16 protein-coding genes are annotated in these 25,842 nt (G+C 74.1%); 10 read left to right on the top strand and 6 right to left on the bottom strand.

Annotated features, from left to right (window positions below; genetic code table 11):
* The first annotated feature begins 208 nt into the window (after window positions 1-208).
* From htpX to ACFY0X_RS03385, 3 genes are read left to right on the top strand one after another with little or no spacing between them, the layout of a single operon-like run.
* The gene (htpX, locus tag ACFY0X_RS03395; protein WP_387748292.1) at window positions 209-1,129 is read left to right on the top strand and encodes a zinc metalloprotease HtpX; all 921 of its coding nucleotides are present in this window, start codon (window positions 209-211) and stop codon (window positions 1,127-1,129) included.
* A gap of 23 nt (window positions 1,130-1,152) precedes the next feature.
* The gene (locus ACFY0X_RS03390) at window positions 1,153-1,737 is read left to right on the top strand and encodes a hypothetical protein (protein ID WP_387748290.1); all 585 of its coding nucleotides are present in this window, start codon (window positions 1,153-1,155) and stop codon (window positions 1,735-1,737) included.
* A gap of 31 nt (window positions 1,738-1,768) precedes the next feature.
* The gene (locus ACFY0X_RS03385) at window positions 1,769-2,602 is read left to right on the top strand and encodes a DUF3097 domain-containing protein (protein ID WP_387748288.1); all 834 of its coding nucleotides are present in this window, start codon (window positions 1,769-1,771) and stop codon (window positions 2,600-2,602) included.
* A 74-nt stretch (window positions 2,603-2,676) separates the two neighbouring features.
* Here the strand turns inward: ACFY0X_RS03385 and hemW are convergent, their stop codons facing one another.
* Together hemW and ACFY0X_RS03375 are read right to left on the bottom strand one after the other, a co-directional pair.
* Window positions 2,677-3,906, bottom strand: a complete 1,230-nt coding sequence (hemW, locus tag ACFY0X_RS03380; protein WP_387748286.1) for a radical SAM family heme chaperone HemW — start codon at window positions 3,904-3,906, stop codon at window positions 2,677-2,679.
* 58 nt (window positions 3,907-3,964) lie between these two features.
* Complete coding sequence (locus ACFY0X_RS03375; protein ID WP_387748284.1) at window positions 3,965-5,887, bottom strand: AMP-dependent synthetase/ligase; 1,923 nt, start codon at window positions 5,885-5,887, stop codon at window positions 3,965-3,967.
* A 311-nt stretch (window positions 5,888-6,198) separates the two neighbouring features.
* Here ACFY0X_RS03375 and ACFY0X_RS03370 point away from each other — a divergent pair, with 311 nt between their 5' ends.
* From ACFY0X_RS03370 to ACFY0X_RS03355, 4 genes are all read left to right on the top strand, one after another.
* Window positions 6,199-7,932, top strand: a complete 1,734-nt coding sequence (locus tag ACFY0X_RS03370; RefSeq protein WP_387748282.1) for an ABC transporter ATP-binding protein — start codon at window positions 6,199-6,201, stop codon at window positions 7,930-7,932.
* Between the two features lie 235 nt (window positions 7,933-8,167).
* Entirely contained in the window at window positions 8,168-10,066 is a 1,899-nt protein-coding gene (locus tag ACFY0X_RS03365; RefSeq protein ID WP_387749254.1) for an ABC transporter ATP-binding protein, read from the top strand.
* A gap of 127 nt (window positions 10,067-10,193) precedes the next feature.
* Window positions 10,194-11,219: an RNA polymerase sigma factor SigJ gene (gene sigJ / locus ACFY0X_RS03360; protein WP_387748280.1), complete on the top strand. Its 1,026-nt coding sequence runs from the start codon at window positions 10,194-10,196 to the stop codon at window positions 11,217-11,219.
* Window positions 11,220-11,307: 88 nt separating this feature from the next.
* Entirely contained in the window at window positions 11,308-12,387 is a 1,080-nt protein-coding gene (locus tag ACFY0X_RS03355) for an NAD(P)/FAD-dependent oxidoreductase (RefSeq protein WP_387748278.1), read from the top strand.
* Window positions 12,388-12,468: 81 nt separating this feature from the next.
* Here ACFY0X_RS03355 and lepA read toward each other — a convergent pair whose 3' ends face one another.
* A complete protein-coding gene (gene lepA / locus ACFY0X_RS03350; RefSeq protein ID WP_387748276.1) occupies window positions 12,469-14,337 on the bottom strand; it encodes a translation elongation factor 4 in 1,869 nt (622 codons plus the stop codon).
* A 296-nt stretch (window positions 14,338-14,633) separates the two neighbouring features.
* On the opposite strand from lepA, the gene rpsT reads away from it, so the two are divergent.
* Both rpsT and ACFY0X_RS03340 read left to right on the top strand, forming a co-directional pair.
* Window positions 14,634-14,903, top strand: a complete 270-nt coding sequence (gene rpsT / locus ACFY0X_RS03345; protein ID WP_030309778.1) for a 30S ribosomal protein S20 — start codon at window positions 14,634-14,636, stop codon at window positions 14,901-14,903.
* A 291-nt stretch (window positions 14,904-15,194) separates the two neighbouring features.
* Window positions 15,195-16,052: a hypothetical protein gene (locus tag ACFY0X_RS03340; protein WP_387748274.1), complete on the top strand. Its 858-nt coding sequence runs from the start codon at window positions 15,195-15,197 to the stop codon at window positions 16,050-16,052.
* Window positions 16,053-16,091: 39 nt separating this feature from the next.
* Here ACFY0X_RS03340 and holA read toward each other — a convergent pair whose 3' ends face one another.
* Complete coding sequence (holA, locus tag ACFY0X_RS03335) at window positions 16,092-17,090, bottom strand: DNA polymerase III subunit delta (RefSeq protein WP_387748272.1); 999 nt, start codon at window positions 17,088-17,090, stop codon at window positions 16,092-16,094.
* 146 nt (window positions 17,091-17,236) lie between these two features.
* Here holA and ACFY0X_RS03330 point away from each other — a divergent pair, with 146 nt between their 5' ends.
* On the top strand, window positions 17,237-17,473 hold the full coding sequence (locus ACFY0X_RS03330; protein ID WP_387749251.1) for a hypothetical protein: 237 nt from the start codon (window positions 17,237-17,239) through the stop codon (window positions 17,471-17,473).
* A gap of 64 nt (window positions 17,474-17,537) precedes the next feature.
* Here the strand turns inward: ACFY0X_RS03330 and ACFY0X_RS03325 are convergent, their stop codons facing one another.
* Window positions 17,538-18,713: an acyl-CoA dehydrogenase family protein gene (locus tag ACFY0X_RS03325; protein ID WP_387748270.1), complete on the bottom strand. Its 1,176-nt coding sequence runs from the start codon at window positions 18,711-18,713 to the stop codon at window positions 17,538-17,540.
* Between the two features lie 62 nt (window positions 18,714-18,775).
* Window positions 18,776-25,819, bottom strand: a complete 7,044-nt coding sequence (locus ACFY0X_RS03320; protein ID WP_387748268.1) for an amino acid adenylation domain-containing protein — start codon at window positions 25,817-25,819, stop codon at window positions 18,776-18,778.
* Window positions 25,820-25,842: the final 23 nt, after the last annotated feature.

Below are 25,842 nucleotides of genomic sequence, written 5' to 3'. Positions count from 1 at the left end.
GCACTCTGAACACGCGAGTGCCAAAACCGTACCTGCCAGTGTACGGCCCGGGTCCTACGGCAGGAACGGCCCGACCGGGGTGATCCTCCCCGCAGTTCCGCCCACGGCCCGCGGGGCCCCCGCGGTTCGGTCGTTCCGGCGCCGGGGTGGTGCCGGGAGGCCGTCCGGGTGGCAGCATCGAAGGCGACGGCGAACGGAGGAGCAAGCGATGTCGAGCTCGGGCCAGCACACCCGTTTCGCGCCCGACCGCGGCCTGACCGGCCGCATGGTCGCCACGATGTTCGTGATCGGGCTGCTGTACGTCGGTTTCACGGGCCTGCTGATCGCGCTGATGCGCGGCGCCTGGCCACTGATCGTGCTGATCTCCGGCGGGCTGTTCGTGGCCCAGTTCTGGTTCAGCGACCGGATCACCGAGCGGGCGATGGGCGCCCACCGGGTGTCCCCCGAGGAGTTCCCCCAGCTGCACGGCACCGTCGACCGGCTCTGCGCCCTGGCCGACATGCCCAAGCCCCGGGTGGCGGTCGCCGACAACGACATGCCGAACGCCTTCGCCACCGGCCGCAACCCGGGCAACGCGGTGGTCTGCGTGACCACCGGGCTGCTGCGCCGGCTGGAGCCGGAGGAGCTGGAGGGCGTCCTCGCGCACGAGCTGTCGCACGTCGCCCACCGGGACGTGGCGGTGATGACGATCGCCGGCTTCCTGGGCGTCCTCGCCGGGGCGATGACCCGGATCGCCGTGTACGGCGGGTTCATGGGCGGCGGGCGCAACAACAACGACCAGAACGCGGCCGTCCTGGCGCTGGTCGTCCCGCTGGTGTCGATGGTCGTCTACGCGGTCAGCTTCCTGCTCACCCGGCTGCTGTCCCGCTACCGCGAGCTGGCCGCGGACCGGGCCGCCGCCCAGCTCACCGGCCGGCCCAGCGCGCTGGCCTCCGCGCTCACCAAGGTGACCGGGCAGATCGCGGCCATCCCCGGCAAGGACCTGCGCCAGGCGCAGCCGTACAACGCCTTCTACTTCGCCCCCGCGCTGAGCGCCCGGGAGACCGCCTCGCAGCTGCTGTCCACCCACCCGAGCCTGGAGAAGCGGCTGGCGCAGCTGGCGAGGATCTCCGAGCAGCTCGGCCGCTGACCCCCGAACCCGAGAGGACCGCCGTGGGAATCCTGGACGCCCTGTTCGGCCGCACCAAGCCCGTCAAACCCGACCTCGACCAGCTGTTCGGCGTGCCGTCCGCCGCGCTCACCCTGGAGGCCGGAGCCGGGTTCACCCCCACCGGGCTCGGCTCGGTCTGCTTCGCGGCCGTCGAGGGCGCGGCCTTCGTCCAGGTCGAGCAGCAGGTCCGGGCGCTGCTGGACGCCGACACCGGGCGCGGCGGCGTCCCGGTGGAGGCCTCCAAGGACGCCTACGGCTACTCCTGGCTGCTCGCCCGGCACCGGCCCGAGGAGCTGCCGGAGCTGGTGAACGACCTGCACGCGGTCAACAGCGAGCTGGAGGCGAACGGCTTCGGGCCGCAGCTGCTCTGCTCGCTGGTCGCCTTCCGGAACCCGCAGGGGCAGTCGCTGGCCCTGGTCTACCTGTACAAGCGCGGCACCTTCTACCCCTTCGCGCCGGTGCCCGGCGGCGGGGAGAAGCGCAACAGCCCGCTGGAACTGCAGGTCAACGCGATGCTGGGGAACGACCTGCGGCTGGAGAAGGACCTCGGCCGCTGGTTCCCGGTCTGGGGCGCGCCGGGACTCTGACGGGCCGTCCGCCCTCCCTATGATCACCCGTATGCGCAGCCGCCAGTACGGACCCGACCTGACCCCGCCGTGGAAGAAGCAGCAGGCCGCCCCGGAGGTGCCCGCCGAGCGGGACCTGGTGGTCGAGGAGGCGGCGACCGGCTTCTGCGGGGCGGTGGTGCGCTGCGAGAAGACCGCCGAGGGGTTCACCGTCACCCTGGAGGACCGGTTCGGCAAGCACCGGGTGTTCCCGCTGGTGCCGCGCGGCTTCCTGCTGGAGGGCAGGGCCGTCACCCTGGTGCGCCCGGCCGGCCCGGCGGCGCCCCGCACCCCGGGCCGTACCGCCTCGGGCTCGATCGCCGTCCCCGGCGCCCGCGCCCGGGTCGCCCGCGAGTCGCGGATCTACGTCGAGGGGCGGCACGACGCCGAGCTGGTCGAGCGGGTCTGGGGCGACGACCTGCGGATCGAGGGCGTGGTCGTCGAGTACCTGCGCGGCATCGACGACCTGCCCGCGATCGTCGCCGACTTCGCCCCCGGCCCGGGCCGGCGCCTGGGCGTCCTGGTCGACCACCTGCTCCCGGGGACGAAGGAGCACCGCATCGCCGCCCAGGTCACCGGCGAGTCCGTGCTGGTCGTCGGCCACCCCTTCATCGACATCTGGCAGGCCGTGAAGCCCGCCAGCGTGGGCATCCCCGCCTGGCCCGCCGTCCCGCGCGGCGAGGACTGGAAGGAGGGCACCTGCCGCCGCCTCGGCTGGCCGGTGGACACCCCGGCGGCCTGGAAGCACATCCTGTCGAAGGTGGACAGCTACCGGGACCTGGAGCCCGAACTGCTGGGCCGGGTGGAGGAGTTGATCGACTTCACGGCCCTGCCGGGCCAGGAGTAGGTCTGGAACTCCGAGGTGTCGAGCGTGACGCCCAACAGGCCTGAAGTAGTCACGCAGACACGACAGGTCCTCGATCAGTCCACCAGGTCACGGACGACGGCGTCGGCCAGCAGCCGGCCCTGGAGGGTGAGGGCGGCGCGGCCGTCGGCGTACGGACCCGCGGCGAGGAGGCCGTCGGCGAGGTGCCGGTCCGCGGCCTTGCGGCCGGTGTCCGTCAGCAGGTCCAGGGGGATGCCGTCCACCAGCCGCAGCTCCAGCAGGATGCGCTCGACGCGGCGGTCCTCGTCGGCCAGCACCTCGCGGGCCAGGGCCGGGGTGCGGCCCTCGGCGAGGGCCCGGGCGTAGGCGGCGGGGTGCTTGGCGTTCCACCAGCGGACGCCGCCGACGTGGCTGTGGGCGCCGGGGCCGGCCCCCCACCAGTCGGCGCCGGTCCAGTAGAGCTCGTTGTGGCGGCAGCGGCCCTCGGGGGTGGTGGCCCAGTTGGAGACCTCGTACCAGGAGTAGCCGGCGGCGCTGAGCGCCTCCTCGGCGATCAGGTAGCGGTCGGCGTGGACGTCGTCGTCGATCATCGGCAGTTCGCCGCGCTTGACCCGGGCGGCCAGCCGGGTGCCCTCCTCGACGATCAGCGAGTACGCGGAGACGTGGTCGGGCCCGGCGCCGATGGCGGCGTCCAGGGAGGCCCGCCAGTCGTCGTCGGACTCGCCCGGGGTGCCGTAGATGAGGTCGAGGTTGACGTGGTCGAAGCCGGCCGCGCGGGCCTCGGCGACGCAGGCCTCGGGGCGGCCCGGGGTGTGGTGGCGGTCGAGCAGCCGCAGGACGTGCGGGCGGGCGCTCTGCATGCCGAAGGAGAGCCGGTTGTAGCCGCCCTCGCGCAGTTCGGCCAGGTAGGCCGGGTCCACCGACTCCGGGTTGGCCTCGGTGGTGACCTCGGCGCCCTCGGCGAGCCCGAACTCCTCGCGGATCGCGGCGAGCATCTTCACCAGGTCGCGGGCGGGCAGCAGGGTCGGGGTGCCACCGCCGAGGAACACGGTCCGCACCGGGAGGTCCGTGTCCCCCAGCACCTTGCGGGCGAGGCGGATCTCGGCGACCACGTTGTCCGCGTACGTCTCCTGCGAGGCGACCGCCCCGGAGGAGCGCAGCTCGGTGGCGGTGTAGGTGTTGAAGTCGCAGTAGCCGCAGCGGCTGGCGCAGTACGGCACGTGCAGGTAGAAGCCGAAGGGTCGCGGGCCCAGCCCGGCGAGGGCGTGCGCGGGCAGGGAACCGTCGGACGGCACCGGATCGCCGTCGGGAAGTGCGGAGGGCATGGACCCATTGTCCCGTACGGCCCGGCCTGACCGGCGGGCCGTACGGGAGCGGGGCGGATCAGGCCTCGTTGGCGCCCGCGTACATCGCGGTCACCGCGTCCGCGTAGGTCCGCTCGACCACCGGGCGCTTGATCTTCAGGCTCGGGGTGAGCTCGCCGTGCTCGATGTCGAGGTCGCGCGGCAGCAGGTGGAACTTCTTGATCGTCTGCCAGCGCTGGAGGTCGCCGTTGACCCGCTTGACGAAGCCCTCGATCAGCTCGTGCACGGCCGGCTCGGCGGCCAGCTCGGCGTAGCTCCGCCCGGCCAGGCCGTGCTCGGCGGCCCACGGCATCAGGACCGCCTCGTCCAGGCCGATCAGCGCGGTGCAGTAGTTGCGGCCGTTGCCGATCACCAGGATGTTGCTGACGAACGGGCAGACCGCCTTGAACTTGCCCTCGACCTCGCTGGGCGCCACGTACTTGCCGCCGGAGGTCTTGAACAGGTCCTTCTTGCGGTCGGTGATCCGCAGGAAGCCGTCCGGGGTGAGCTCGCCGATGTCCTCGGTGTGGAACCAGCCGTCCGGCTCCAGCACCTCGGCGGTCTTCTCCGGCAGGTTGTGGTAGCCGCGCATGACGCCCGGGCCGCGCAGCAGGATCTCGCCGTCCTCGGCGATCCGCACCTCGGTGCCGGGCAGCGGGCGGCCCACGGTGCCGATCCGCACGTCCTCCGCGCGGTTGACGCAGGAGCCGGCGCTGGTCTCGCTCAGGCCGTAGCCCTCCAGGATCGGCACCCCGGCGCCGAGGAAGAAGTAGCCGATCTCCGGGGCCAGCGCGGCGCTGCCGGAGACGGCGCCGCGCATCCGGCCGCCGAAGGCCGCCCGGATCTTCGCGTACACCAGCCTGTCGGCCAGCGCGTGTTGCAGCCGCAGGCCCAGCGGGGCGGTCCCGGCCCCGGTGGCGACCCGGTTCTCCTGGACCACCCGGGCGTGTTCGCGGGCAACCTTGGCCGCCCACAGGAAGATCTTGTACTTGGCGCCGCCCTCGGCCCGGGCCTTGCCCGCGATGCCGTTGTAGACCTTCTCGAAGATGCGCGGCGCCGAGGCCATGATGGTCGGCCGGATCGCCGGCAGGTTGTGGATGATCCGGTCCACCCGGCCGTCCAGCGCCATCACGTGCCCGGTGGCGATCTGCCCGGAGATCAGCGTCTTGCCGAACACGTGCGACAGCGGCAGCCACATGAACTGGACGTCGTCGGGGCCCAGCAGCCCGCTGGCCTCCTGCGCCCGGCCCTCGTACGCCCAGCAGTCGTGCACCAGGCGCACGCCCTTGGGACGGCCGGTGGTGCCGGAGGTGTAGATGAGGGTGGCCAGCTGCTCCCTGCCGAGCCCGTCGACGGTCTTCTCCACCGCGTCGGGGTGCTCCGCCAGGTACCGGGTGCCGCGCTCCTCCAGCTCGGCGAGGGTGATCACCTCCAGGCCCGCGGTCCCGGGGGCCTCGGCGGGCGCGTCGAAGAGGATCACGGTGCGCAGCTCGGGCAGTTGGTCGATCTGCTCGACGGCCTTGGCCAGCTGGGCCGCGTTCTCGGCGAACATCGCCCGGGAGCCCGAGTCGGACAGGATGAACGCGGTCTCGGACGCGTTGGTGCTCGGGTAGACGGTAGTGATCGCGGCGCCCGCGCACATGGCGCCGAGGTCGGTGAGGACCCACTCCAGCCGGGTCGAGGAGGCCAGGGCCACCCGGTCCTCGGGCCGGATGCCGAGCGCCATCAGGCCGGCGGCCACCGCCTTGACCCGGGTCGCGGTCTGCGCCCAGGTGAGCGAGCGCCACTGCTCGGCGCCGGGCGCGCCGTCGGCGGCCTGCTCGTCCACCGGCGAGGGGTAGCGGTAGGCCTCGGCGTTCGGGGTCAGGGCGACCCGCTCCAGGAACAGGTGGGCGACGGAGGCGGGGCGCCCGGCGACGAGGTCGGGCCTGCCGGAGTCGATCAGGGACTGCGCGGAACTCAACGAGGACCTCCGGGGGCGGGTGGCCGTCTGAGGGATTGTCGCGGCGTCCGTGGGGGCGGTCGCCGGGCCCCCGGTTCACCTGAGCGGTACCGGTCAGTAACAAAGGGGCAATCAGCAGCCTAGGGGGAAACCGGTCAATCCGTAAGAGGGCAGCGGCCGACGGCACACCGCCGCGGCACCCGTGCCGCACCCGGCCATTCGGCAAAAGCCCGGCAAACCTCCGGCTCCCGCACGCCGAATCGCCTGCGCGACGCTTGGGAACATCGAGAATTGGGGTGCGAACCCGACCGGCGACCGACAAGAGTGTGCTAGTGCTGATCAGACTGCTGAGGGCGTACCTGCGCCCGTACTCCCGACCGATCACCCTGCTGGTGCTGCTCCAGCTGGTGTCCACCCTCGCGGCGCTCTACCTGCCGACGCTCAACGCCGACATCATCGACGACGGGGTGGTCAAGGGCGACACCGGCTACATCCTGCGCGTCGGCGGGGTGATGATCGCGGTCACCGTCCTGCAGGCCCTGTGCTCGATCGGCGCCGTCTTCATCGGCGCCCGCACCGCCATGGCCTTCGGCCGCGACCTCCGCGCCGCCGTCTTCGACCGGGTGCAGGGCTTCTCCGCCCGGGAGGTCGGCCAGTTCGGCGCCCCCTCGCTGATCACCCGCACCACCAACGACGTCCAGCAGGTCCAGATGCTCGCCCTGATGAGCTTCACGCTCATGGTCGCCGCGCCGATCATGTGCGTCGGCGGCATCATCATGGCGCTCAACCAGGACGTCCCGCTGTCCGGCCTGCTGCTCGCCGTCATCCCGGCGCTCGGCGTCGTCGTGGTCCTGCTGGTCCGCGCACTGCGCCCCAGGTTCCGCAGCATGCAGGAGCGGATCGACACCGTGAACCGGGTCCTGCGCGAGCAGATCACCGGCATCCGGGTCATCCGCGCCTTCGTCAAGGACGACCAGGAGCAGGCCCGCTTCGCCGGCGCCAACGAGGACCTCACCCAGGTCGCCCGCCAGGTCGGCCGGCTGATGTCCATCATGTTCCCCGCCGTCATGCTGGTGGTGAACGTCTCCAGCGTCGCCGTGCTCTGGTTCGGCGCCCACCGCATCGACGACGGCGCCATGGAGATCGGCGCGCTCACCGCGTTCCTCTCCTACCTGATGCAGATCCTGATGAGCGTCATGATGGCCACCTTCATGTTCATGATGGTGCCGCGCGCCGAGGTCTGCGCCGAACGCGTCCAGGAGGTCCTCGGCACCCACAGCAGCGTCGTCCCGCCCGCCGCCCCCGTCACCGAGGTGCTGCGCCGCGGCAACCTGGAGCTGCGCGACGTCGACTTCCGCTACCCCGGCGCCGAGGCCCCGGTGCTGCGCGGCATCGAGCTCACCGCCCGCCCCGGCGAGACCACCGCCATCATCGGCTCCACCGGCAGCGGCAAGTCCACCCTGCTCGGCCTCGTCCCCCGGCTCTTCGACGCCACCTCCGGACAGGTCCTGCTCGACGGCGTGGACGTCCGCGAACTCGACCCCGCCGTGCTCGCCGAGAACGTCGGCATCGTCCCGCAGAAGCCCTACCTCTTCTCCGGCACCGTCGCCAGCAACCTCCGCTACGGCCGGCCCGACGCCACCGACGAGGAGCTCTGGCACGCCCTGGAGATCGCCCAGGCCAAGGAGTTCGTCGAGAAGCTGCCCGAGGGCCTGGACGCCCCCATCGCCCAGGGCGGCGGCAACGTCTCCGGCGGCCAGCGCCAACGCCTGGCCATCGCCCGGACCCTGGTGCGCCGGCCCTCCGTCTACCTCTTCGACGACTCCTTCTCCGCGCTCGACTACGCCACCGACGCCAAGCTCCGCAAGGCCCTCGCCCGCGAGACCTCCGACGCCACCGTCCTGATCGTCGCCCAGCGCGTGTCCACCATCCGCGACGCCGACCGGATCATCGTCCTCGACGAGGGCGCCGTCGTCGGCACCGGAACCCACCACGAGCTGATGGACGACAACCCGACGTACCGGGAGATCGTGCTCTCCCAGCTCACCGAGCAGGAGGCGGCGTGAACGACCGAAGCGAGCGAATCATCAAGAGGTGCGCACGGGCGAAGGCCCCTGCCGAGCGCAGCGAGGTGGGCGCGTGACCAGCCCCGGCAAGAAGCCCGACCTGAACAAGGGCCAGGCCCCGAGAGGCGCCGCCCCCGAGGACGCCCGGAAGAAGGACGCCGCGAATGACGCCGACCTGCCCAGTGACTCGCAGGCCGCCGCCGCCCGCCGCGGACCGGCCGGCCCCGGCCGCTTCATGGGCGGCCAGGGCACCGAGAAGTCCATGGACTTCAAGGGCTCCGGCAAGCGCGTCCTCGGCCTGCTGCGCCCCGAACGCAACACCCTGATCGGCGTCCTGATCCTCGGCGTGCTCGGCATCGGCTGCGCCGTCATCGGCCCCAAGATCCTCGGCGACGCCACCGACCTGATCTTCGCCGGCGTCGTCGGCGCCCGCTTCCAGTCCGGCGCCTCCAAGGACCAGGTCGTCGACGGGCTGCGCGCCCACGGCGAGGGCGGCGTCGCCGACCTGCTCTCCTCCGTCGACTTCGTCCCCGGCCAGGGCATGGACTTCGGCGCCATCGGCACCGTCCTGCTCTGGGTGCTCGGCGTCTACGTCGCCTCCGCCGTCCTCGGCGTCTTCCAGGGCCGGCTGGCCACCCACGCCATCCAGGCCGCCAGCTACCGGCTGCGCCAGGACGTCGAGGCCAAGCTCTCCCGGCTGCCGCTCAGCTACTTCGACAAGCAGCCGCGCGGCGAGGTGCTCAGCCGGGTCACCAACGACATCGACAACATCGGCCAGTCCATGCAGCAGACCCTCGGACAGGTCGTCAACTCGCTGCTCACCGTGGTCGGCGTGCTCGCGATGATGTTCTGGATCTCCCCGCTGCTCGCCCTGATCGCGCTGATCTCGGTGCCCGTCTCGGTGGTCGTCGCCACCAAGGTCGGCAAGCGGGCCCAGCCGCAGTTCGTCCAGCAGTGGAAGTCCACCGGCCAGCTCAACGCCCACATCGAGGAGATGTACACCGGCCACACCCTGGTCAAGGTGTTCGGGCGGCAGCACGAGTCCGCGGAGACCTTCCGCGAGCACAACGAGGCGCTCTACCAGGCCAGTTACAAGGCCCAGTTCATCTCCGGCATCATCCAGCCCGCGATGATGCTGATCGGCAACCTCCAGTACGTGCTGGTCGCCGTCGTCGGCGGCCTGCGGGTGGCGAGCGGCGCGCTGTCCATCGGTGACGTCCAGGCGTTCATCCAGTACTCCCGGCAGTTCAGCCAGCCGCTCACCCAGGTCGCCAGCATGGCCAACCTGGTGCAGTCCGGCGTCGCCTCCGCCGAGCGCGTCTTCGAGCTGCTGGACGCCCCCGAGCAGAGCCCCGAACCGGCCATGCCCGAACGGCCCGACGTGGTCCGCGGCCGGGTCGCCTTCCAGGACGTGACCTTCCGCTACGACCCCGAGAAGCCGCTCATCGAGGACCTCTCGCTCAAGGTCGAACCCGGCCAGACCGTCGCCATCGTCGGCCCCACCGGCGCCGGCAAGACCACCCTGGTCAACCTGCTGATGCGGTTCTACGAGGTCAGCTCCGGGCGGATCACCCTCGACGGCGTCGACATCGCCGCGATGTCCCGCGAGGAACTGCGCTCCGGCATCGGCATGGTGCTCCAGGACACCTGGCTGTTCGGCGGCACCATCGCCGACAACATCGCCTACGGCGCCGAGTCGGCCACCCGCGAGCAGGTCGTCGAGGCCGCCAGGGCCGCCCACGTCGACCGCTTCGTGCGCACCCTGCCGGACGGCTACGACACCGTCATCGACGACGAGGGCACCGGCGTCAGCACCGGCGAGAAGCAGCTGATCACCATCGCCCGGGCGTTCCTCGCCCAGCCGTCCATCCTGGTCCTGGACGAGGCGACCAGCTCCGTCGACACCCGCACCGAGGTGCTGATCCAGCGGGCCATGGCCCGGCTGCGCACCGGCCGCACCAGCTTCGTGATCGCCCACCGACTCTCCACCATCCGGGACGCCGACGTGATCCTGGTGATGGAGAACGGCTCGATCGTCGAGCAGGGCTCGCACGACCGGCTGATCGCCGCCGACGGCGCCTACGCGCGGCTCTACCAGGCGCAGTTCGCCGAGGCCGCGGTCGAGGTCGACTGACGCCCGGCCGACCGGCGGGCCGGGGCGGGGACTTCCCGCCCCGGCCCTTCGCGTTCCGGGCCTTCGCGTTCCGGCCCTTCCCGCCCCTGCCCTGCGCGTTCCGCACGCCGCGCGCTACCTTGGGCCCGTGATCGACGACCAGGCCCCCGACCACCCGGACACCCCGGAGACCTCGTCCGCCCTGTCGGCCCCGGACGCCCCGTCCGCCCCGGAGGCCCCGGAGGCGTCGGAGGCCCCGGACGCCCCGGACGCCTCGGACGCCTTCGAGGCCAACCGCCGCTACCTGGGCTCGGTCGCCTACCGGCTGCTCGGCTCGTTCACCGACGCCGAGGACGTCCTCCAGGACGCCTGGCTGCGCTGGCAGGGCGCCGACCGCACCGCCGTCGCCGACCCGCGCGCCTTCCTCACCACCGTCGTCACCCGGCTCTGCTACGACCAGCTGGGCTCCGCCCGCGCCCGCCGCGAGGCCTACTACGGCGAGTGGCTGCCCGAACCGGTCGTCAGCTACGCCGACGTCCCCGACTCCCCCGCCGAACTGGCCGAACGCGGCGAGTCCGTCTCGCTCGCCCTGCTCGCCGTGCTGGAGCAGCTCACCCCCGCCGAGCGGGCCGCCTTCGTGCTGCACGACGTCTTCGCGGTCGGCTTCGACGAGATCGGCGCCTCCCTGGAGCGCAGCCCCGACGCCGCCCGCCAGCTCGCCTCCCGGGCCCGCCGCCGGGTCCGCGACGGCGGGCGGGCCCAGGAGGGCGCCCGGCGCACCGGCGGGGCGGGCCCGGCCGAGCACCGCCAGGCCGTCGAGGCCTTCGCCGCCGCCAGCACCCGCGGCGACATCCTCGCCCTGATGGAGGTCCTCGACCCCGACGTGGTCTGGCACTCCGACGGCGGCGGCATCGTCCGCGCCGGCGTCCGCCCGATCCGCGGCGCCGACCGGGTGTCCCGACTGGTGGCCGGCCTGGTCGCCAAGTGGTTCACCCCCGACGCGGCCATCGGCCGCGCCGTGGTCAACGGCGAACCCGGACTGGTCTGGTACGAACGGACCACCGGCCGGGTCGGCGGCGTCCTCGCCTTCACCGTGGCCGACGGCCGGATCGCCGAGGCCTACGTCGTGGTCAACCCCGAGAAGCTCGCCCGCATCCCCGCCGTGGAGCTGTGACCCGGCTCACGGTCACACCCCGGGCCGCCGCGTCGTCCCCTTCCCGAACAGCGCTCCACCGGAGCGCCCTCGCGAGGAGGCGGACGAGATGAGCAGCACCACCACCGGCCGGCGGATCGTCGTACTGGGCGCCGGGTACGCCGGCCTGACCGCGGCCAACGGCGCCGGACGGCGCCACGCCGTCACCCTGGTCGCCCCCGAGGACCGGATCCTGCACCGCATCCGCCAGCACGAGACCGCCGCCGGCCGCGGCCGCGACTGGCCCACCATCGGCGAACTCACCCGCGGCCGCCGGATCACCCACCGCCGGGCCCGGGCCGTCGGCATCGACCCGGACGCCCGCGAGGTCCGGCTCGACGACGGCACCACCCTCGCCTACGACACCCTGGTCCACGCCCTCGGCAGCCGCACCGCCTGGCACGGCGTCCCCGGCGCCGAACAGCTCGCCTACTCGGCGGAGCGCGCGGCCGAACTGCGCCGCCGGATCGACGGGGCCGACCGGCCCGGCACCATCGCCGTGGTCGGCGGCGGCGCCACCGGCATCGAACTGGCCACCGAACTCGCCGAGGCCCACCCCGACTGGCGGGTCCGGATCGTCGCCTCCGGCCCGGTCGGCGGCGTCTACTCCGCCAAGGGCCGGGCCCACGTCCGGCGCGTCCTCGCCCGGCTCGGCGTGGCCGTCCACGAGGGCACCACCGTCACCGAGGTCACCGCGGACGGGCTGCGCACCACCGCCGGGCCGGTCGGCGCCGACCTCGTCGTCTGGGCCGCCTCGCTGGAGCCGCACCCGCTGGCCGCCGAGGCCGGGCTCGCCGTGGACGAGCGCGGCCGGGCCCTGGTGGACGACCGCCTGCGGTCGGTCTCCCACCCGGACGTCCACGTCATCGGCGACGCCGCCGCGGTCACCGTCCCCGGCGTCGGCACCCTGCGGATGGGCTGCGCCACCGCCCTGCCGCAGGGCCGGTACCTCGGCCGGCTGCTGGCCGGGCGCACCGGGAAGCCCTTCTCGTTCCGGTACGCGGTGCAGTGCGTGAGCCTCGGCCGGCGGGACGGGCTGCTCCAGGTGGTCCGCCCGGACGACTCGATGCGGCCCACCGTGTTCACCGGCACCGCGGGGCGCCTGGCCAAGGCGGCGATCGTCTTCGCGGTCCGCGGCAGCCTGAAGTAGACCCCGGGACGCCCCGCGGACGCCGGAAGGGCCCGGGCGGGTGCCCGGGCCCTTCCGCCGTGCGTCACCGCCGTGCCGTGGCTACTTCTTGTCCTTCGGCGTCTCGGCGTCGGTGGACAGCGCGGCGATGAAGGCCTCCTGCGGGACCTCCACGCTGCCGACCATCTTCATCCGCTTCTTGCCTTCCTTCTGCTTCTCCAGCAGCTTCCGCTTGCGGGAGATGTCACCGCCGTAGCACTTGGCGAGGACGTCCTTGCGGATCGCGCGGACCGTCTCACGGGCGATCACCCGGGAGCCGATCGCGGCCTGGATCGGCACCTCGAACTGCTGGCGGGGGATGAGCTTCTGGAGCTTGCCCGCCATCATCACGCCGTAGCCGTAGGCCTTGTCCTTGTGGACGATCGCGGAGAAGGCGTCGACCGCGTCGCCGTGCAGCAGGATGTCGACCTTCACCAGCTGGGCGGACTGCTCGCCGATGGGCTCGTAGTCCAGCGAGGCGTAGCCGCGGGTCTTGGACTTCAGCTGGTCGAAGAAGTCGAAGACGATCTCCGCGAGCGGCAGGGTGTAGCGCAGCTCGACCCGGTCCTCGGACAGGTAGTCCATGCCCTGCAGGCTGCCGCGGCGGGACTGGCAGAGCTCCATGATCGCGCCGACGAACTCGTTCGGCGCCAGGATGGTGCCGCGCACGACCGGCTCGAAGACGTCGGAGATCTTGCCGGACGGGAACTCGCTCGGGTTGGTGACGGTGTGCTCGGTGCCGTCCTCCATCACCACCCGGTAGACCACGTTCGGGGCGGTGGAGATCAGGTCGAGGTTGAACTCGCGCTCCAGACGCTCCCGGATGATCTCCAGGTGCAGCAGGCCGAGGAAGCCGCAGCGGTAGCCGAAGCCGAGCGCGACCGAGGTCTCCGGCTCGTACACCAGGGCGGCGTCGTTGAGCCGCAGCTTGTCCAGGGCGTCGCGCAGCAGCGGGTAGTCCGAGCCGTCCAGCGGGTAGAGGCCGGAGAACACCATCGGGCGCGGGTCCTTGTAGCCGCCGAGCGGCTCGGTGGCGCCCTTGTGCATCGAGGTGATCGTGTCACCGACCTTGGACTGCCGGACGTCCTTCACACCGGTGATGATGTAGCCCACCTCGCCGACGCCCAGGCCGTCGGCGACCTTCGGCTCGGGCGAGATGACGCCGATCTCCAGCAGCTCGTGGGTGGCGCCGGTGGACATCATCGAGATCCGCTCGCGCTTGGTGAGCTGCCCGTCCACCACACGGACGTAGGTGACCACGCCGCGGTAGGAGTCGTACACCGAGTCGAAGATCATCGCGCGGGCCGGGGCGTCCTTGACGCCGACCGGGGCCGGGATGGTGTTGACGATGTGGTCCAGCAGGTCCTCGACGCCCAGGCCGGTCTTGGCGCTGACCTGGAGCACGTCGGACGGGTCGCAGCCGATGATGTGGGCGATCTCGGCCGCGTACTTCTCCGGCTGGGCGGCCGGGAGGTCGATCTTGTTGAGGACCGGGATGATCGTGAGGTCGTTCTCCAGCGCCAGGTACAGGTTGGCGAGGGTCTGCGCCTCGATGCCCTGGGCCGCGTCGACCACCAGGATGGTGCCCTCGCACGCGGCGAGGGAGCGGGACACCTCGTACGTGAAGTCCACGTGGCCGGGGGTGTCGATCATGTTGAGGATGTGCGTCGTCCCGGCGTCCGGCCCGGTCTTCGGCGCCCACGGGAGGCGGACCGCCTGCGACTTGATGGTGATGCCGCGCTCACGCTCGATGTCCATGCGGTCGAGGTACTGGGCACGCATCTGCCGGGGGTCGACGACGCCGGTGATCTGCAGCATTCGGTCTGCGAGCGTCGACTTGCCGTGGTCGATGTGGGCGATGATGCAGAAGTTGCGGATCAGCGCCGGGTCGGTACGGCTGGGCTCTGGCACATTGCTGGGGGTCGCGGGCACCTTGGTCCGATTCTCCGTTGGTCCGGGGCCGGGGGTGTCCGGGTCATCGCTGACCGGTTTTCCCGGGGACCGGACGGTCTCGTCCGATCGAAATAGTTCCTCCCATCCTCCCACGAGCGCGGGGTGGACCGCCGGTCGGCACCGGGAGCGGCCGTCGCCCACGGCCGGTTTGGGCCACGGAGCGGGCCCCTGGTAGCGTGGTCAGCTGCACCTGGCCTCGGCATGCCCTCTCAGCTGGTCCGAAGGCCGCCGGGTGCGACCCCGTTCAAACCTTTCAGACAGACTGAGGCTCCTTCGTGGCGAACATCAAGTCCCAGATCAAGCGCAACAAGACCAACGAGAAGGCGCGCCTGCGCAACAAGGCCGTCAAGTCCTCGCTGAAGACCGCTCTGCGCAAGGCCCGTGAGGCCGCTGCCGCCGGCGAGACCGAGAAGGCCACCGAGCTGGCCCGCGCCGCCTCCAAGGCGCTGGACAAGGCCGTGAGCAAGGGCGTCATCCACGCCAACCAGGCCGCCAACAAGAAGTCGGCCATCACCAAGCGCGTCAACACCGCCGTCCAGGCCTGACGCCCCGGGGGCTTCCGCCCCCACCGCTTCGGGACGACCCGGCCCTCTACCCGGACCCCCGAGGCGCGCGAGACTCGCACCGCACGCGGCCTGCGTTCGCCACGCGGGTGCGGTGCAACGAAGCAGTACGGCAGGCGTCGCAGTCGGCCTCCTCCCCGGAGACCGCTGCGGCGCCTGTCGCGTTCCGCGGTCCGGCCGCTAGGGTCGGTGCCCGAGGACCGGCCCCGGGGCCGGTCAGGTCCGATCGGGGCGCGGGGAGCGCCCCGACGCCAGGCCCAGGGGGGAACCTCGATGTCGACGCCACCGCCGCCACCGCCGTCACCGGCACCGAACGGGCCGGGGTACGGCTACCCGCAGCAGCCGGGCGGGGGTGCGCAGCCCGTACCGGGCGTTCCCGGCCCCGGGAGTGCCTCCGGACCCGGAGGCGCGGCCGGCTTCGGCCCGCCGCCCGGACTGCCCACCTCGCCCGGGCTGCCCACGGCGCCCGGTCTGCCCACGGTGCCGCGGCCCGCTCCGCGCGGGAACCTGCGGCGCAACGCCGTCTGGGCGTTCGTCGGCGCGGTGATCGTCTCGGTCGGCTGGACCGCCGCCGTGCTGGCCGTCCCCGGGCTGGTCAGCAGCGAGTCCTCGCCGCGCGGACTGCGCGGCTACCACCTCTCCGACGACTTCTGCACCACCGCGAAGCCCACCAGGATCCTCCAGACGTACGCCGTCTCGGACACCTCCGCGCCGACCCACCACACCGACCGGCACCCGGCGCTGGACAGCATGAACTGCTCGATGTCGCTCAAGCGCACCGGCGGCGGCGACAGCGAGTACGCCAACCTCTACCTGCGCGCCGACCTCCACAAGGCGGTCAACCCGGCGCCCGAGCTGGAGGCCAACAAGGAGCTCTACCGGGCGCGCGGCTACCAGGCCAGCACCGTCCCGGGGCTCGGCGAGGAGGCGTACTTCCTGTACCAGGACGACGGCTCGGACCAGTACCACAGCGTCTACGCCGAGCTGGACGTCCGCGACGGCGGGATGACGTACTACATCACCTTCTCGGCCAGCTACACCGAGGGCAAGAGCAAGCCGCCGTCCCAGGAGGAGCTGCGCAGCGCCCTCGAGTCCGACGCGCGGGACGCCGTCCGGGCCATGAAGAAGTAGGCCCGGGCCACACCGTCGGTCGGCCCGGTCGGCCGGCCGTCAGTACGAGGGCCGGGAGCCGGCCCGGGCGGCGCGGGCGACGGCGACCACCGCGCGCTCCAGGGCGAAGGCCGGGTCGTCCGAGCCGCCCTTGACGGCGGCGTCGGCCTGGGCGATCGCGGTCAGCGCGGCGGCCACCCCGTCGCCCGTCCAGCCGCGCATCTGCTGGCGGACCCGGTCGACCTTCCACGGCGGCATGCCCAGCTCACGGGCCAGGTCGCCCGGGCGCATGTTCCGCCCGGCGCTCGCCAGCCGGCCGATGCTGCGCACGCCGGAGGCCAGCGCGTAGGTGATGCCGGTCGGCGGCTGGCCGACGGCCAGCGCCCAGCGCAGCCGCTCCAGCGCCTCCGCGGCCCGGCCGGTGACGGCCAGGTCGGCCACCTCGAAGCCGGTCGCCTCGGCCCGGCCGCTGTAGTAGCGGGCCACCACCGTCTCGTCGATCGCGCCCTCGACGTCCGAGGTCAGCTGGTGGCAGGCGGCCGCCAGCTCGCGCAGGTCGCTGCCGAGCGCGTCCAGCAGCGCCTGGCAGGCCTCCGGGGTCGCGGAGCGGCCCAGGGTGCGGAACTCGCCCTTGACGAAGGCCAGCCGCTCGCTCGCCTTGGCCAGCTTGGCGCAGGCCACCTCGCGCCCGCCGGCCTTGCGCCCGGCGTCCAGCAGGCCCTTGCCCTTGGCGCCGCCGGCGTGCACCAGCACCATGACCACTTCCTCGGCCGGCTCCTCGATGTACGCCTTGACCTCCTTCACCGAGTCGGCGGAGAGGTCCTGCGCGGCCCGGACCACGATCACCTTGCGCTCGGCGAACAGCGAGGGCGTGGTCAGCTCGGCCAGGCTGCCGGGCTGCAGGCCGCCGGGGGGGATGTCCCGTACGTCGGTGTCCGGGTCCGCGGCCTTCGCCGCCGCCACCACCTGGGCGACCGCGCGGTCCAGCAGCAGCTCCTCCTGGCCGACCGCGAGGGTCAGCGGGGCGAGCAGGTCGTCGGGTGCACTCTTCCTGGCCATCGCGTACCAGCATCCCACGGGCCGCGGACACTCCCGCCCGACGGAGCGGGCCGCCCGACCTGGACAATGGCCGGGTGACCGAGAACCACACCGCCGACCTCCCGACCGCCGACCAGCCGGCCGTCTCCGACCCGTACGCCCGGCAGCTGCTCGTCCTGCCCGACCGCGACACCGCCGAGGAGGCCTCCGAGGAGCTCGCCGCCACCCAGCCCGACCTCGGCGAGCTCGAAGTCGTCCGCGACGCGCTCGCGGGCGAGGACGACGCCGAGGACGCCCAGTGGCTGGTCGTGGCCGAGGCCCCGGAGAGCGGCTGGACCCCTGCCCTGCTGCACGTCCTCGACACCCTCGCGGCCGGCTACGAGGGCTGGCGCGAGGAGGCCTGAGGGCGGGGCCCCTGGGGAGCCCCGGCGGCTCCCCAGGGCTCCGGTCCGCTCCGGTCCGCTCCGGTCAGAAGTGCGGCGAGCCGGGGTTGCCCCCGAGCCGCAGGTCGCCGACCCCGTCGAGGATCCCCTCCGCCGAGGCGACGTGGCGGCCCGCGGTGATGACGTCGCGCAGGCAGCGGTCCAGCGGGGTGCGCTCGGTGTAGACCGCGGCCGATCCCACCACGTCGTACAGGAGTTGGACCGCCTCCCGGCAGGCCCGGTGCGCGAACCGGCGGGCCAGCGCGGCGGTGCCGCGCTCCGGTGCCAGACCCGCCGCCTGGGCGGCCCAGGCCCGCTCCAGCGTGGCGTACACGTAGGCGTCGGCCGCGCCGATCAGCGACTCGGCGTGCGCGAGGTCGGCCGGGGCGCCCGCGAAGGGCAGCGCGCTGCGCCGGGCGGACAGCAGCTCCCGGGCGCAGTCCAGCGCGGCCCGGCCGATGCCCAGCGGCACGCCCGCCATCTTCAGGGCGAGGTTGTCGGCGCGCAGGTGGAGCGGCTGCGGCCGGGTGCCGGACGGCGCCAGGGCGAAGGTGTGCCGCTCCGGGACGAACAGGTCGGCCACCTCGAAGTCGTGCGAGCCGGTGCCGCGCAGCCCGGTGGTGTGCCAGGTGTCGAGCACCCGGGCGTGCGCGGCGTCGAGGACGGCGATCCGCGGGGTGCCCTCCGGGGTCTGGAACCCGGCCATCACCCGGTCGGCGTGGGTGATCCCGCTGGCGTGGGTCCAGCGGCCGGTCAGCAGGTAGCCCCCGCCGTGCCGGACCGCCCGCCCGGCCGGCGGCAGCACCGTCGCGGTGATCAGGTCCGGGTCCGGGAACAGCTCGGCGAAGACGTCCTCGGGCAGCGAGACCACGGCCAGCGAGGCGTTCAGCGCGACGGAGGCGCACCAGGCGACCGAGGCGTCCCCCGCGGCCAGCAGGTCGATCGCCCGGGTGGTCTCCGGCACGGTCATCTCGACCCCGCCCAGCCGCGGCGGCAGGGCGGCCCGCAGCAGCCCGGTGGCCTTCAGGCCGTCGAGGACGTCAGCGGGGATCCGGCCCAGCCGCTCGGTCTCGGGCGCGGTGGCGGGCAGTCGGGCGGCGTAGCTCCGTACGCGTTCCAGGACCGATGCGGCGGTCCGGGCCGACCCGGTCCGGGGCGTCTCGGTCCGGGGCGTCTCGGTCCGGGGCGTTCCGGCCCGGGGCGGCAGTTCGAGGGTGGTCATCCGGTCCTCCGGGTTCGACGAGGGCGTCGGGCGATGGGTTCGGGTCGTTGCGCTGGTCCGGGTCACAGGTCGTTCAGCGCCTTGTCGAGCTCGGCCGCCAGGGTGTGGAGGTAGGGGGCGCGCATGACGCTGTAGTGGTCGCCGGGCACGTCGACGCTCTCCGCCCGCTCGCCGAGCAGGTCCAGCCACTGCCGGGTGGCGGCGGTGGTGGCCCCGTCCATCGCCCGCAGCAGCCGGACCCGGCCCCGGTACGGGACGGGGTCGTGCTCGGCCAGCGCCCGGCTGAGGCGCAGGAACCGGCCCGCGAGCCGCTCCAGGGTGGCGGCGTCGATCTCCTCCGGCAGCACCCCGGCCCGCCGGGCGCGGGTCAGCAGCTCCTCGACCGGGGAGCGGCCGCCGGTGGGCTCGAACTCGGCCGGACCGGGGTTCCAGTCGCGGCCGGCCAGCCCGGCCAGGTCGCGGGCGAACCGGGCCAGCAGCGCCGGCTCGGCGGCGGGCTCGGTACGGCCGGGCGGTTCGAGCAGGTCCACGGCGGCGACCAGCTCGACCACCGCGCCCCGCCCGGTGAGCAGCCGGGCGGTCTCCAGGGCGATCACGCCGCCCATCGACCAGCCGCCGAGCCGGTACGGGCCGTCCGGGAACCGGGCGGTGATCGCGTCGGCGTAGTGCGCGGCGAGCTCGGCCACGGTGAGCGGCGCGGGTTCCGCGGCGGGGTCGCGCCGGGGGTCCTGCTCGGAGTCCTGCCGGAGGTCCTGCCCGGGGTACTGGAGGGCGTGGACCGGCTGGTCCTCGTCCAGCAGCGCGCCGAGCCCGGCGTAGCAGAGCACGTCACCGCCGACCGGGTGGACCAGGAACAGCGGCGGCCTGGTCCCGGTGCCCCGGACGGTGACCAGGGCCGACCGGCCCTCGTCGCCGGTCCGGCCGTCCTCGCCCGCCCGGTCGCGCAGTTCCTCGGCCAGCGCCTCGACGGTCGGCCGGGCGAGCAGCGCGGCCACCGGCAGCGAGCGGCCGGTGCGCTGCCGGATCCGGGCCATCATCCGCACCGCGAGCATCGAGTCGCCGCCGAGGTCGAAGAAGTTCGCGCTGACGTCGAAGCCGTTCGCGGGGACTCCGGAGTCGTCCGCGGTGACGCCGGAGTCAGGGGAGTCCGGGCGGCCGCCGTCGGGGTCGGCCGGGCCGCCGAAGGGGTCGGCGGCGCCGTCGGCCGTCCCGCCGCGGGCGCCGAAGAACTCGGCCCAGATCCCGGCGAGCAGCCGCTCGGCGGCGTCGCGCGGGGCGACCGGCCCGCCGGAGCGCGGGGCCGCCTGCCCGGGCGAGGGCAGCCGGCGGCGGTCCACCTTGCCGTTGTCGGTCAGCGGCAGCTCGGCCAGCGGGACGATCCGGGCGGGCACCATGTAGCCGGGCAGCTCCCGGCCGAGCGCCGCGCGCAGCTCCTCCTCGGAGGCGTCCGCCACCGCGTACCCGACGAGCCGCCGCGGTCCCCCGCGCTCGCCCTCGGCCACCACGGCCGCCGCCCGGACCCCCGGGTGGCGCAGCAGCGCCGCCTCGACCTCGCCGAGCTCGATCCGGTGGCCCTGGATCTTCACCTGGAAGTCGGCGCGCCCCAGGAACTCGATGTCGCCGTCCGGCAGGTAGCGGCCGAGGTCGCCGGTGCGGTAGAGCCGCTCCCCCGTCGCCGGGTGGCGCAGGAAGGCCGCCCGGGTCTTCGCCTCGTCACCGAGGTAGCCGCGGGCCAGGCCGGTGCCGGCGATGTACAGGTCGCCGGGGACCCAGGTCGGGCGCGGCCGCAGCGCCTCGTCCAGCACATGGAAGCGCTGGTTCCGCATCGGTCGGCCGTACGGGATGCTCGTGCGGTCCGGGTCCACCTGGGTGACGGGGTGCAGGATCGACCAGATGGAGGCCTCGGTCGCGCCGCCCAGGCTGTGGATCCGCGCCTGCGGCAGGATCCCGGCGATCGCGCCCGGGAGGGTGACCGGGATCCAGTCGCCGCTCATCATCACCACCCGCAGCGAGGACGGGCCGCCGCCGAGCGCCCGCAGGTGCTCGACGAACATCTCCATCAGCGCGGGGACGCTGTTCCAGACCGTCACCCGGTGCCGGTGCACCAGCTCCAGCCAGGCGGCCGGCTCGCGCTGCGCCGAGGCGTCGGGCAGGACCACCGCGCCGCCGGCCGCGAGCAGGCCGAACACGTCGTAGACCGAGAGGTCGAAGTTGAGCGCGGACAGCGCCAGCACCCGGTCGTCCTCGGTCACGCCGAAGCGGTCGTTGACGTCCTGGATCGTGTTGACCGCGCCGGTGTGCTCGATCATCACGCCCTTCGGCACCCCCGTGGAGCCCGAGGTGAAGATCACGTACGCGAGGTCCTCGGGCCGGGCCGGGGAGGGCGGCAGCGGACCCTCCGCGCCGGTGTCCTCCGGCTCGGTGTCGACGTGCAGCGCGCGGATGCCGTCCGGCAGGTCGAGCCCGGCCGCCACGGCCGAGCGGGTCAGCACCAGGCCGATCCCGGCGCTCTCCACGATCATCCGCAGCCGGGGCCCGGGCATCGCGGCGTCGACCGGCACGTAGGCGGCGCCGGTCTTGAGGACGGCCAGCGCCGCGACGACCTGCTCCCAGCCCTTGTCCATCACGATGCCGACCAGCGCGCCCGGCCCGGCACCGTACCCGATCAGCCGGCGGGCGATCCGGTCGGAGCGGCGGTCCACCTCGCGGTAGCTGAGCGTCCGGGCGGCGGTGATCACGGCGGGCGCGTCCGGCCGGGCCGCGGCCTGCCGCAGGAACCCGTCGTGCAGCAGCTCGGCGGGGACCGGGCCGTCGGTGGCGTTGACGGCCCGGCGGACCTCCAGGTCGGCTGCCGGCACGGGCACCGACGGCGGGCGGCGCCACGCCCCCTCGTCGCAGAGGTCCCGCACCAGGTCCAGGTAGGCCTCCCACATCCCGTCGACGACGCCGTCGGGGAACACCTCCTCCACCACGTCCCAGTTCAGGACCAGCTCCCCGGCCTCCTCCAGGGCTTGGTGGTCGAGCCACACCTGCGGGGTGCGCACCGAGCTGGAGGCCAGCTGGCCGGCGGTGCCGAGGGTGGTCAGCGCGGTGAGCGCCCCGCGTTCGGCGTCGTCGGCGAGGCCGCCGCCGGAGAGGCCGCCGTCGCCGGCGCCGTCGAAGCCGTCACTGGCGAAGCCGCCGCCGGAGAAGCCGATCGTGCTGGTGAAGACCACCGGCATGCCCGCCAGGCCCGTCCCGCCCCGGGTGCGGTTGAGCTCGCGCAGCACCTCGACGCCGCTGACGTGGCCGTGTTCGAGGTCGGCCAGCAGCTGGTCCTGCAGGCGCGTGGCCCCGTGGACGAAGGCCTCGCCGGGAGCGGCGTCGACCTCCAGCAGGGTGGTGGAGCTGAGGTTCCCGACCACCCGGCCGGCGTCCTCGTGCAGCGGCCGCCGGTGGAACGCCAGCAGGTTGAGCGTGAAGCGCGGCGAGGCGCTCCAGGCCCCGAGCACCTGCGCGTACGCGGCGCACAGCGCGGCCGAGGGCGAGAGGCCCGCCACGGCGGCGTGCTCCTTGAAGCGCCGCCACGCCCCGGACTCCACCCGGGCCGTGCGGTGGACGAACAGCGGCTTCCGGGGCGCCGGGCCCGGGCGCAGCGGCAGGGCGGGGGCGGGCGGCAGCGAGTCGACCCGGGCCCGCCAGTACGCGAGCGAGGTCTCGCGCCGCTCGGCGTCCGCCTCGGCGGCGGCGAGCACGTAGTCGCGGTAGGTGACGCCCGGGGCGGGCGTCGCGGGCGTCCCGTCGCGGTAGGCCTGCGCCCACTCCCGGAACAGCAGCCCGGAGCTGCGGCCGTCGACGATCAGCGCGTCGAAGTTGAGGTGCAGCCGGGTGGTGCGGGCGTCCAGCAGGGTGGCCCGGACGTCGAACAGCGGCCAGACCTCGGTGTCGAAGACCTGGTCCCGCATCTCCCGGTGGATCCCGGCCAGGCGTTGCTCCCGGTCGGCCCGGTCGCAGGCCCGCAGGTCGACGGTGGCGATCCGGTAGTCGGGGACCTCGGCGAGCACCCGCTGGTGCCCGTCCCGGGAGACGACCGCGCGGAGCATGTCGTGCCGGTCGACGAGCTGTCGGAAGGAGGCGGTCAGCCGGTCGAGGTCGGTGTCCGTCAGGTCCACCTCGACCAGGAAGGAGGTGGAGACGTTGCCGAGTTCGAAGGCGTCGGTCCGGCCGACCAGGTAGGCCTGCTGGAGGTCGGTGAGCGGGAACGGCTCGTGGCGGGCCGCCGGGTCGGCGACCAGCGCCGCCCCGGGCCGGCCGCCTTCGCCGCCGCTGCCGCCGTCGTTGTCGTGGGCGGTCTGGGCGGTCTGGGCGGTCTGGGCGGCTTGGACGGCTTGGACGGCCCGGGCGATCGCGGTGACGCTGCGGCCGTCCAGCAGCTCGCGCAGCGGCAGGTCCACGCCGAGCCGCCGGGCGAGGGTCTGCCGGATGTCCGTCGCGATCAGCGAGTCGACGGCCAGGCGGCGCAGCGGCAGGTCCCGGTCGTCGCCGGTGACGGCCGCGCCGCGCGCCCGGCCGACGATGCCGGCCACCAGCTCGACCACGTCCTCCGGCCCGGGAGAGGCGGGCTCCCGCTCCCCCGCCGCCCGGGTGGGCGCGGGGGCGTCCGGCACCGCTTCCAGGCGCACCCCGTCGGCGAGCGCCACCGGCGCGCCGTCGGGGCCGACCAGCCGTACCTGCGCGACCAGCGACCCGTCCGGGGCAGCCGGAGCCCCGCCCCGGCGGGGGCCGCCGGTCCAGAGCCAGTAGCGCTCGCGCTGGAACGGGTACCCGGGCAGCGGCACCGGCGGCCCGCCGGGCTCGCCGTGCACCCGTGCCCAGTCGATCCGCACGCCCCGGGTGTAGAGCGCGCCGAGGCCGTCCAGCAGGGTGCGCCGGGCGTCCTCCCCCGGGCGCAGCGACGGCATGACGGCGGTGTGCCCGGCCGCCCGGACCTCGTCGAGCAGTGGCGAGGCGGGCCCGAGCTCCACGAAGGTGCGGTGGCCGTCCCGCAGCAGCGCGGCGAGGCCCGCCCTGAACCGCTCCGGACCGGCGGCGTCCGGCCCCGCGGCGTCCGGCACGCTCCGGGCCGCCACCAGCGCGTCCTCCGGGCTCATCGTGCCCGTGACGCACGCGGCCACCAGCTCGCCGGTGCCGTGGCCGAGGACGGCGGCGGGCCGCACCCCCCACGAGCGCCACAGCTCGGCGAGCGCGTACCCGACGGCGAACGGCGAGAGCCGGCCGCCGGGCGCCTCGGCGCACTGGTCCAGGGCGCGGCGGAAGACCGGCTCGGCCTCGGCCAGGACGGCGACCGCCTCGGCGTCCGGCCCGTCCAGGGGGCCGTCGGCCCCGGTCAGGAGGAACACCGGGCCCCGGCCGCTCTCCGGCGTCCGGGTGCCGACGCGGACGCCGGGCGGCGGCTCCTCGCCCCGGCGCGTCCGCAGGAGGAGGTCCCGCAGCTCGGAACAGGAGGAGGCGACGGCCGTGAGCCGGTGCGGGAAGTGCGCCCGGCCGAGACTGGTGGCGCGGCAGATCGCACCGAGCGGATCACCGGCTCCGCCCGCTTCGCCCGCTTCGCCCGCTTCGCCCGCTTCACCCGCGAGCAACTCGACGTAGCGGTCGGTGAGTTCGGCGAGCGCCGCGGGCGTCCTGGCCGACAGCGTCAGCAGCCGCGGACCGCCCGGCCCGGCCTCCTCGGACGGCTCCGCCGCCGGGGCCGCCGGGGCCTCCTCGATGATCACGTGGGCGTTGGTGCCGCTGATGCCCTGCGAGGACACCCCGGCGCGCCGGGGCCCCGACGTCTCGGGCCACTCCGTCTGCTCGGCGACCAGTTCGACCGCGCCCGCCGACCAGTCGACGTGCGGGGTCGGATCGTCCGCGTACCGGGTGGCGGGGAGGGTGCCGTGACGCATCGACAGCACCGTCTTGATGACTCCGGCGACGCCCGCCGCCGCCTGGGAGTGCCCGATGTTGGGCTTCAGCGAGCCGAGCTTCAGCGGCCGCTCCCGGTCCCGGCCGTAGGCGGCCAGCAGGGCGCGCGCCTCGATCGGGTCGCCGAGCTCGGTACCGGTGCTGCTCGCCTCCACCACCTGGACGTCTCCGGGCGACAGCCGCGCGTCCGCCAGCGCCTGCCGGATGACCCGCTGCTGCGCCGCCCCGCTCGGCGCGGTGAAGCCGTTGCTGGCACCGTCCTGGTTCACCGCGCTGCCGCGCACCACGGCCAGCACCTGGTGGCCGCGCCGCCGCGCGTCCGACAGCCGCTCCAGCAGCAGCACGCCCACGCCCTCGGAGAGCCCGCTGCCGGCGGCGCCGGCCGAGAAGGGGCGGCACCGCCCGTCCGGTGACACGCCCTGCATCCGGGTGAACTCGGTGAACAGCTGCGGGGTGGACATGATCGTCGCACCGCCCGCCAGCGCCATCTCGCACTCGCCGCCGCGCAGCGACCGGACGGCCAGGTGCAGCGCGACCAGCGAGGACGAACAGGCCGTCTCCACGGTCATCGCCGGGCCGCGCAGGCCGAAGGTGTAGGAGATCCGGCCCGACGCGGCGCCGCCCACCGCCCCGGTGGTCAGGAAGCCCTCGGCCTCCTCCGGCACCTCGCCGAGCCCCAACCCGTAGTCGAGGTTCGACAGGCCGGTGAACACGCCGGTCTCGGTGTCGCGCACCGACTCCGGGTCGATCCCGGCGTCCTCGAAGGCCCGCCAGGCGGTCTCCAGCAGCAGCCGCTGCTGGGGGTCCATGGCCAGCGCCTCGCGCGGGCTGATGCCGAAGAAGCCGGCGTCGAACTCGGCCGCGTCGTAGAGGAACCCGCCCGAGCCGGTCAGGCTCCGCCCGCCGTTGTCGGGGTCGTACAGCCCCTCCTCCCAGCCCCGGTCGCGGGGGAACTCGCCGACCGTCTCCCCGCCCGAGGCCAGCAGCCGCCACAGCGCCTCGGGCGAGTCGACCCCGCCCGGGTACCGGCACGCCATGCCGACGATCGCGATCGGCTCCCGCTCCCCCTCCTCCAGTTCGCGCAGGCGCCCGCGCGCCTCGTGCAGGTCGAGGGTGAGGCGCTTGAGGTATCCGAGCAGCTTCTCGTCCGATGCTGATGCCATGACGGATCGGTCCTTCCTCCGTG

Origin of the sequence: Kitasatospora sp. NPDC001547, assembly GCF_042894165.1 — a bacterium.
Lineage (GTDB): Bacteria > Actinomycetota > Actinomycetes > Streptomycetales > Streptomycetaceae > Kitasatospora.
Note: the sequence above shows the minus strand (reverse complement) of the source record. Positions and strands in the feature narration are given on the sequence as shown.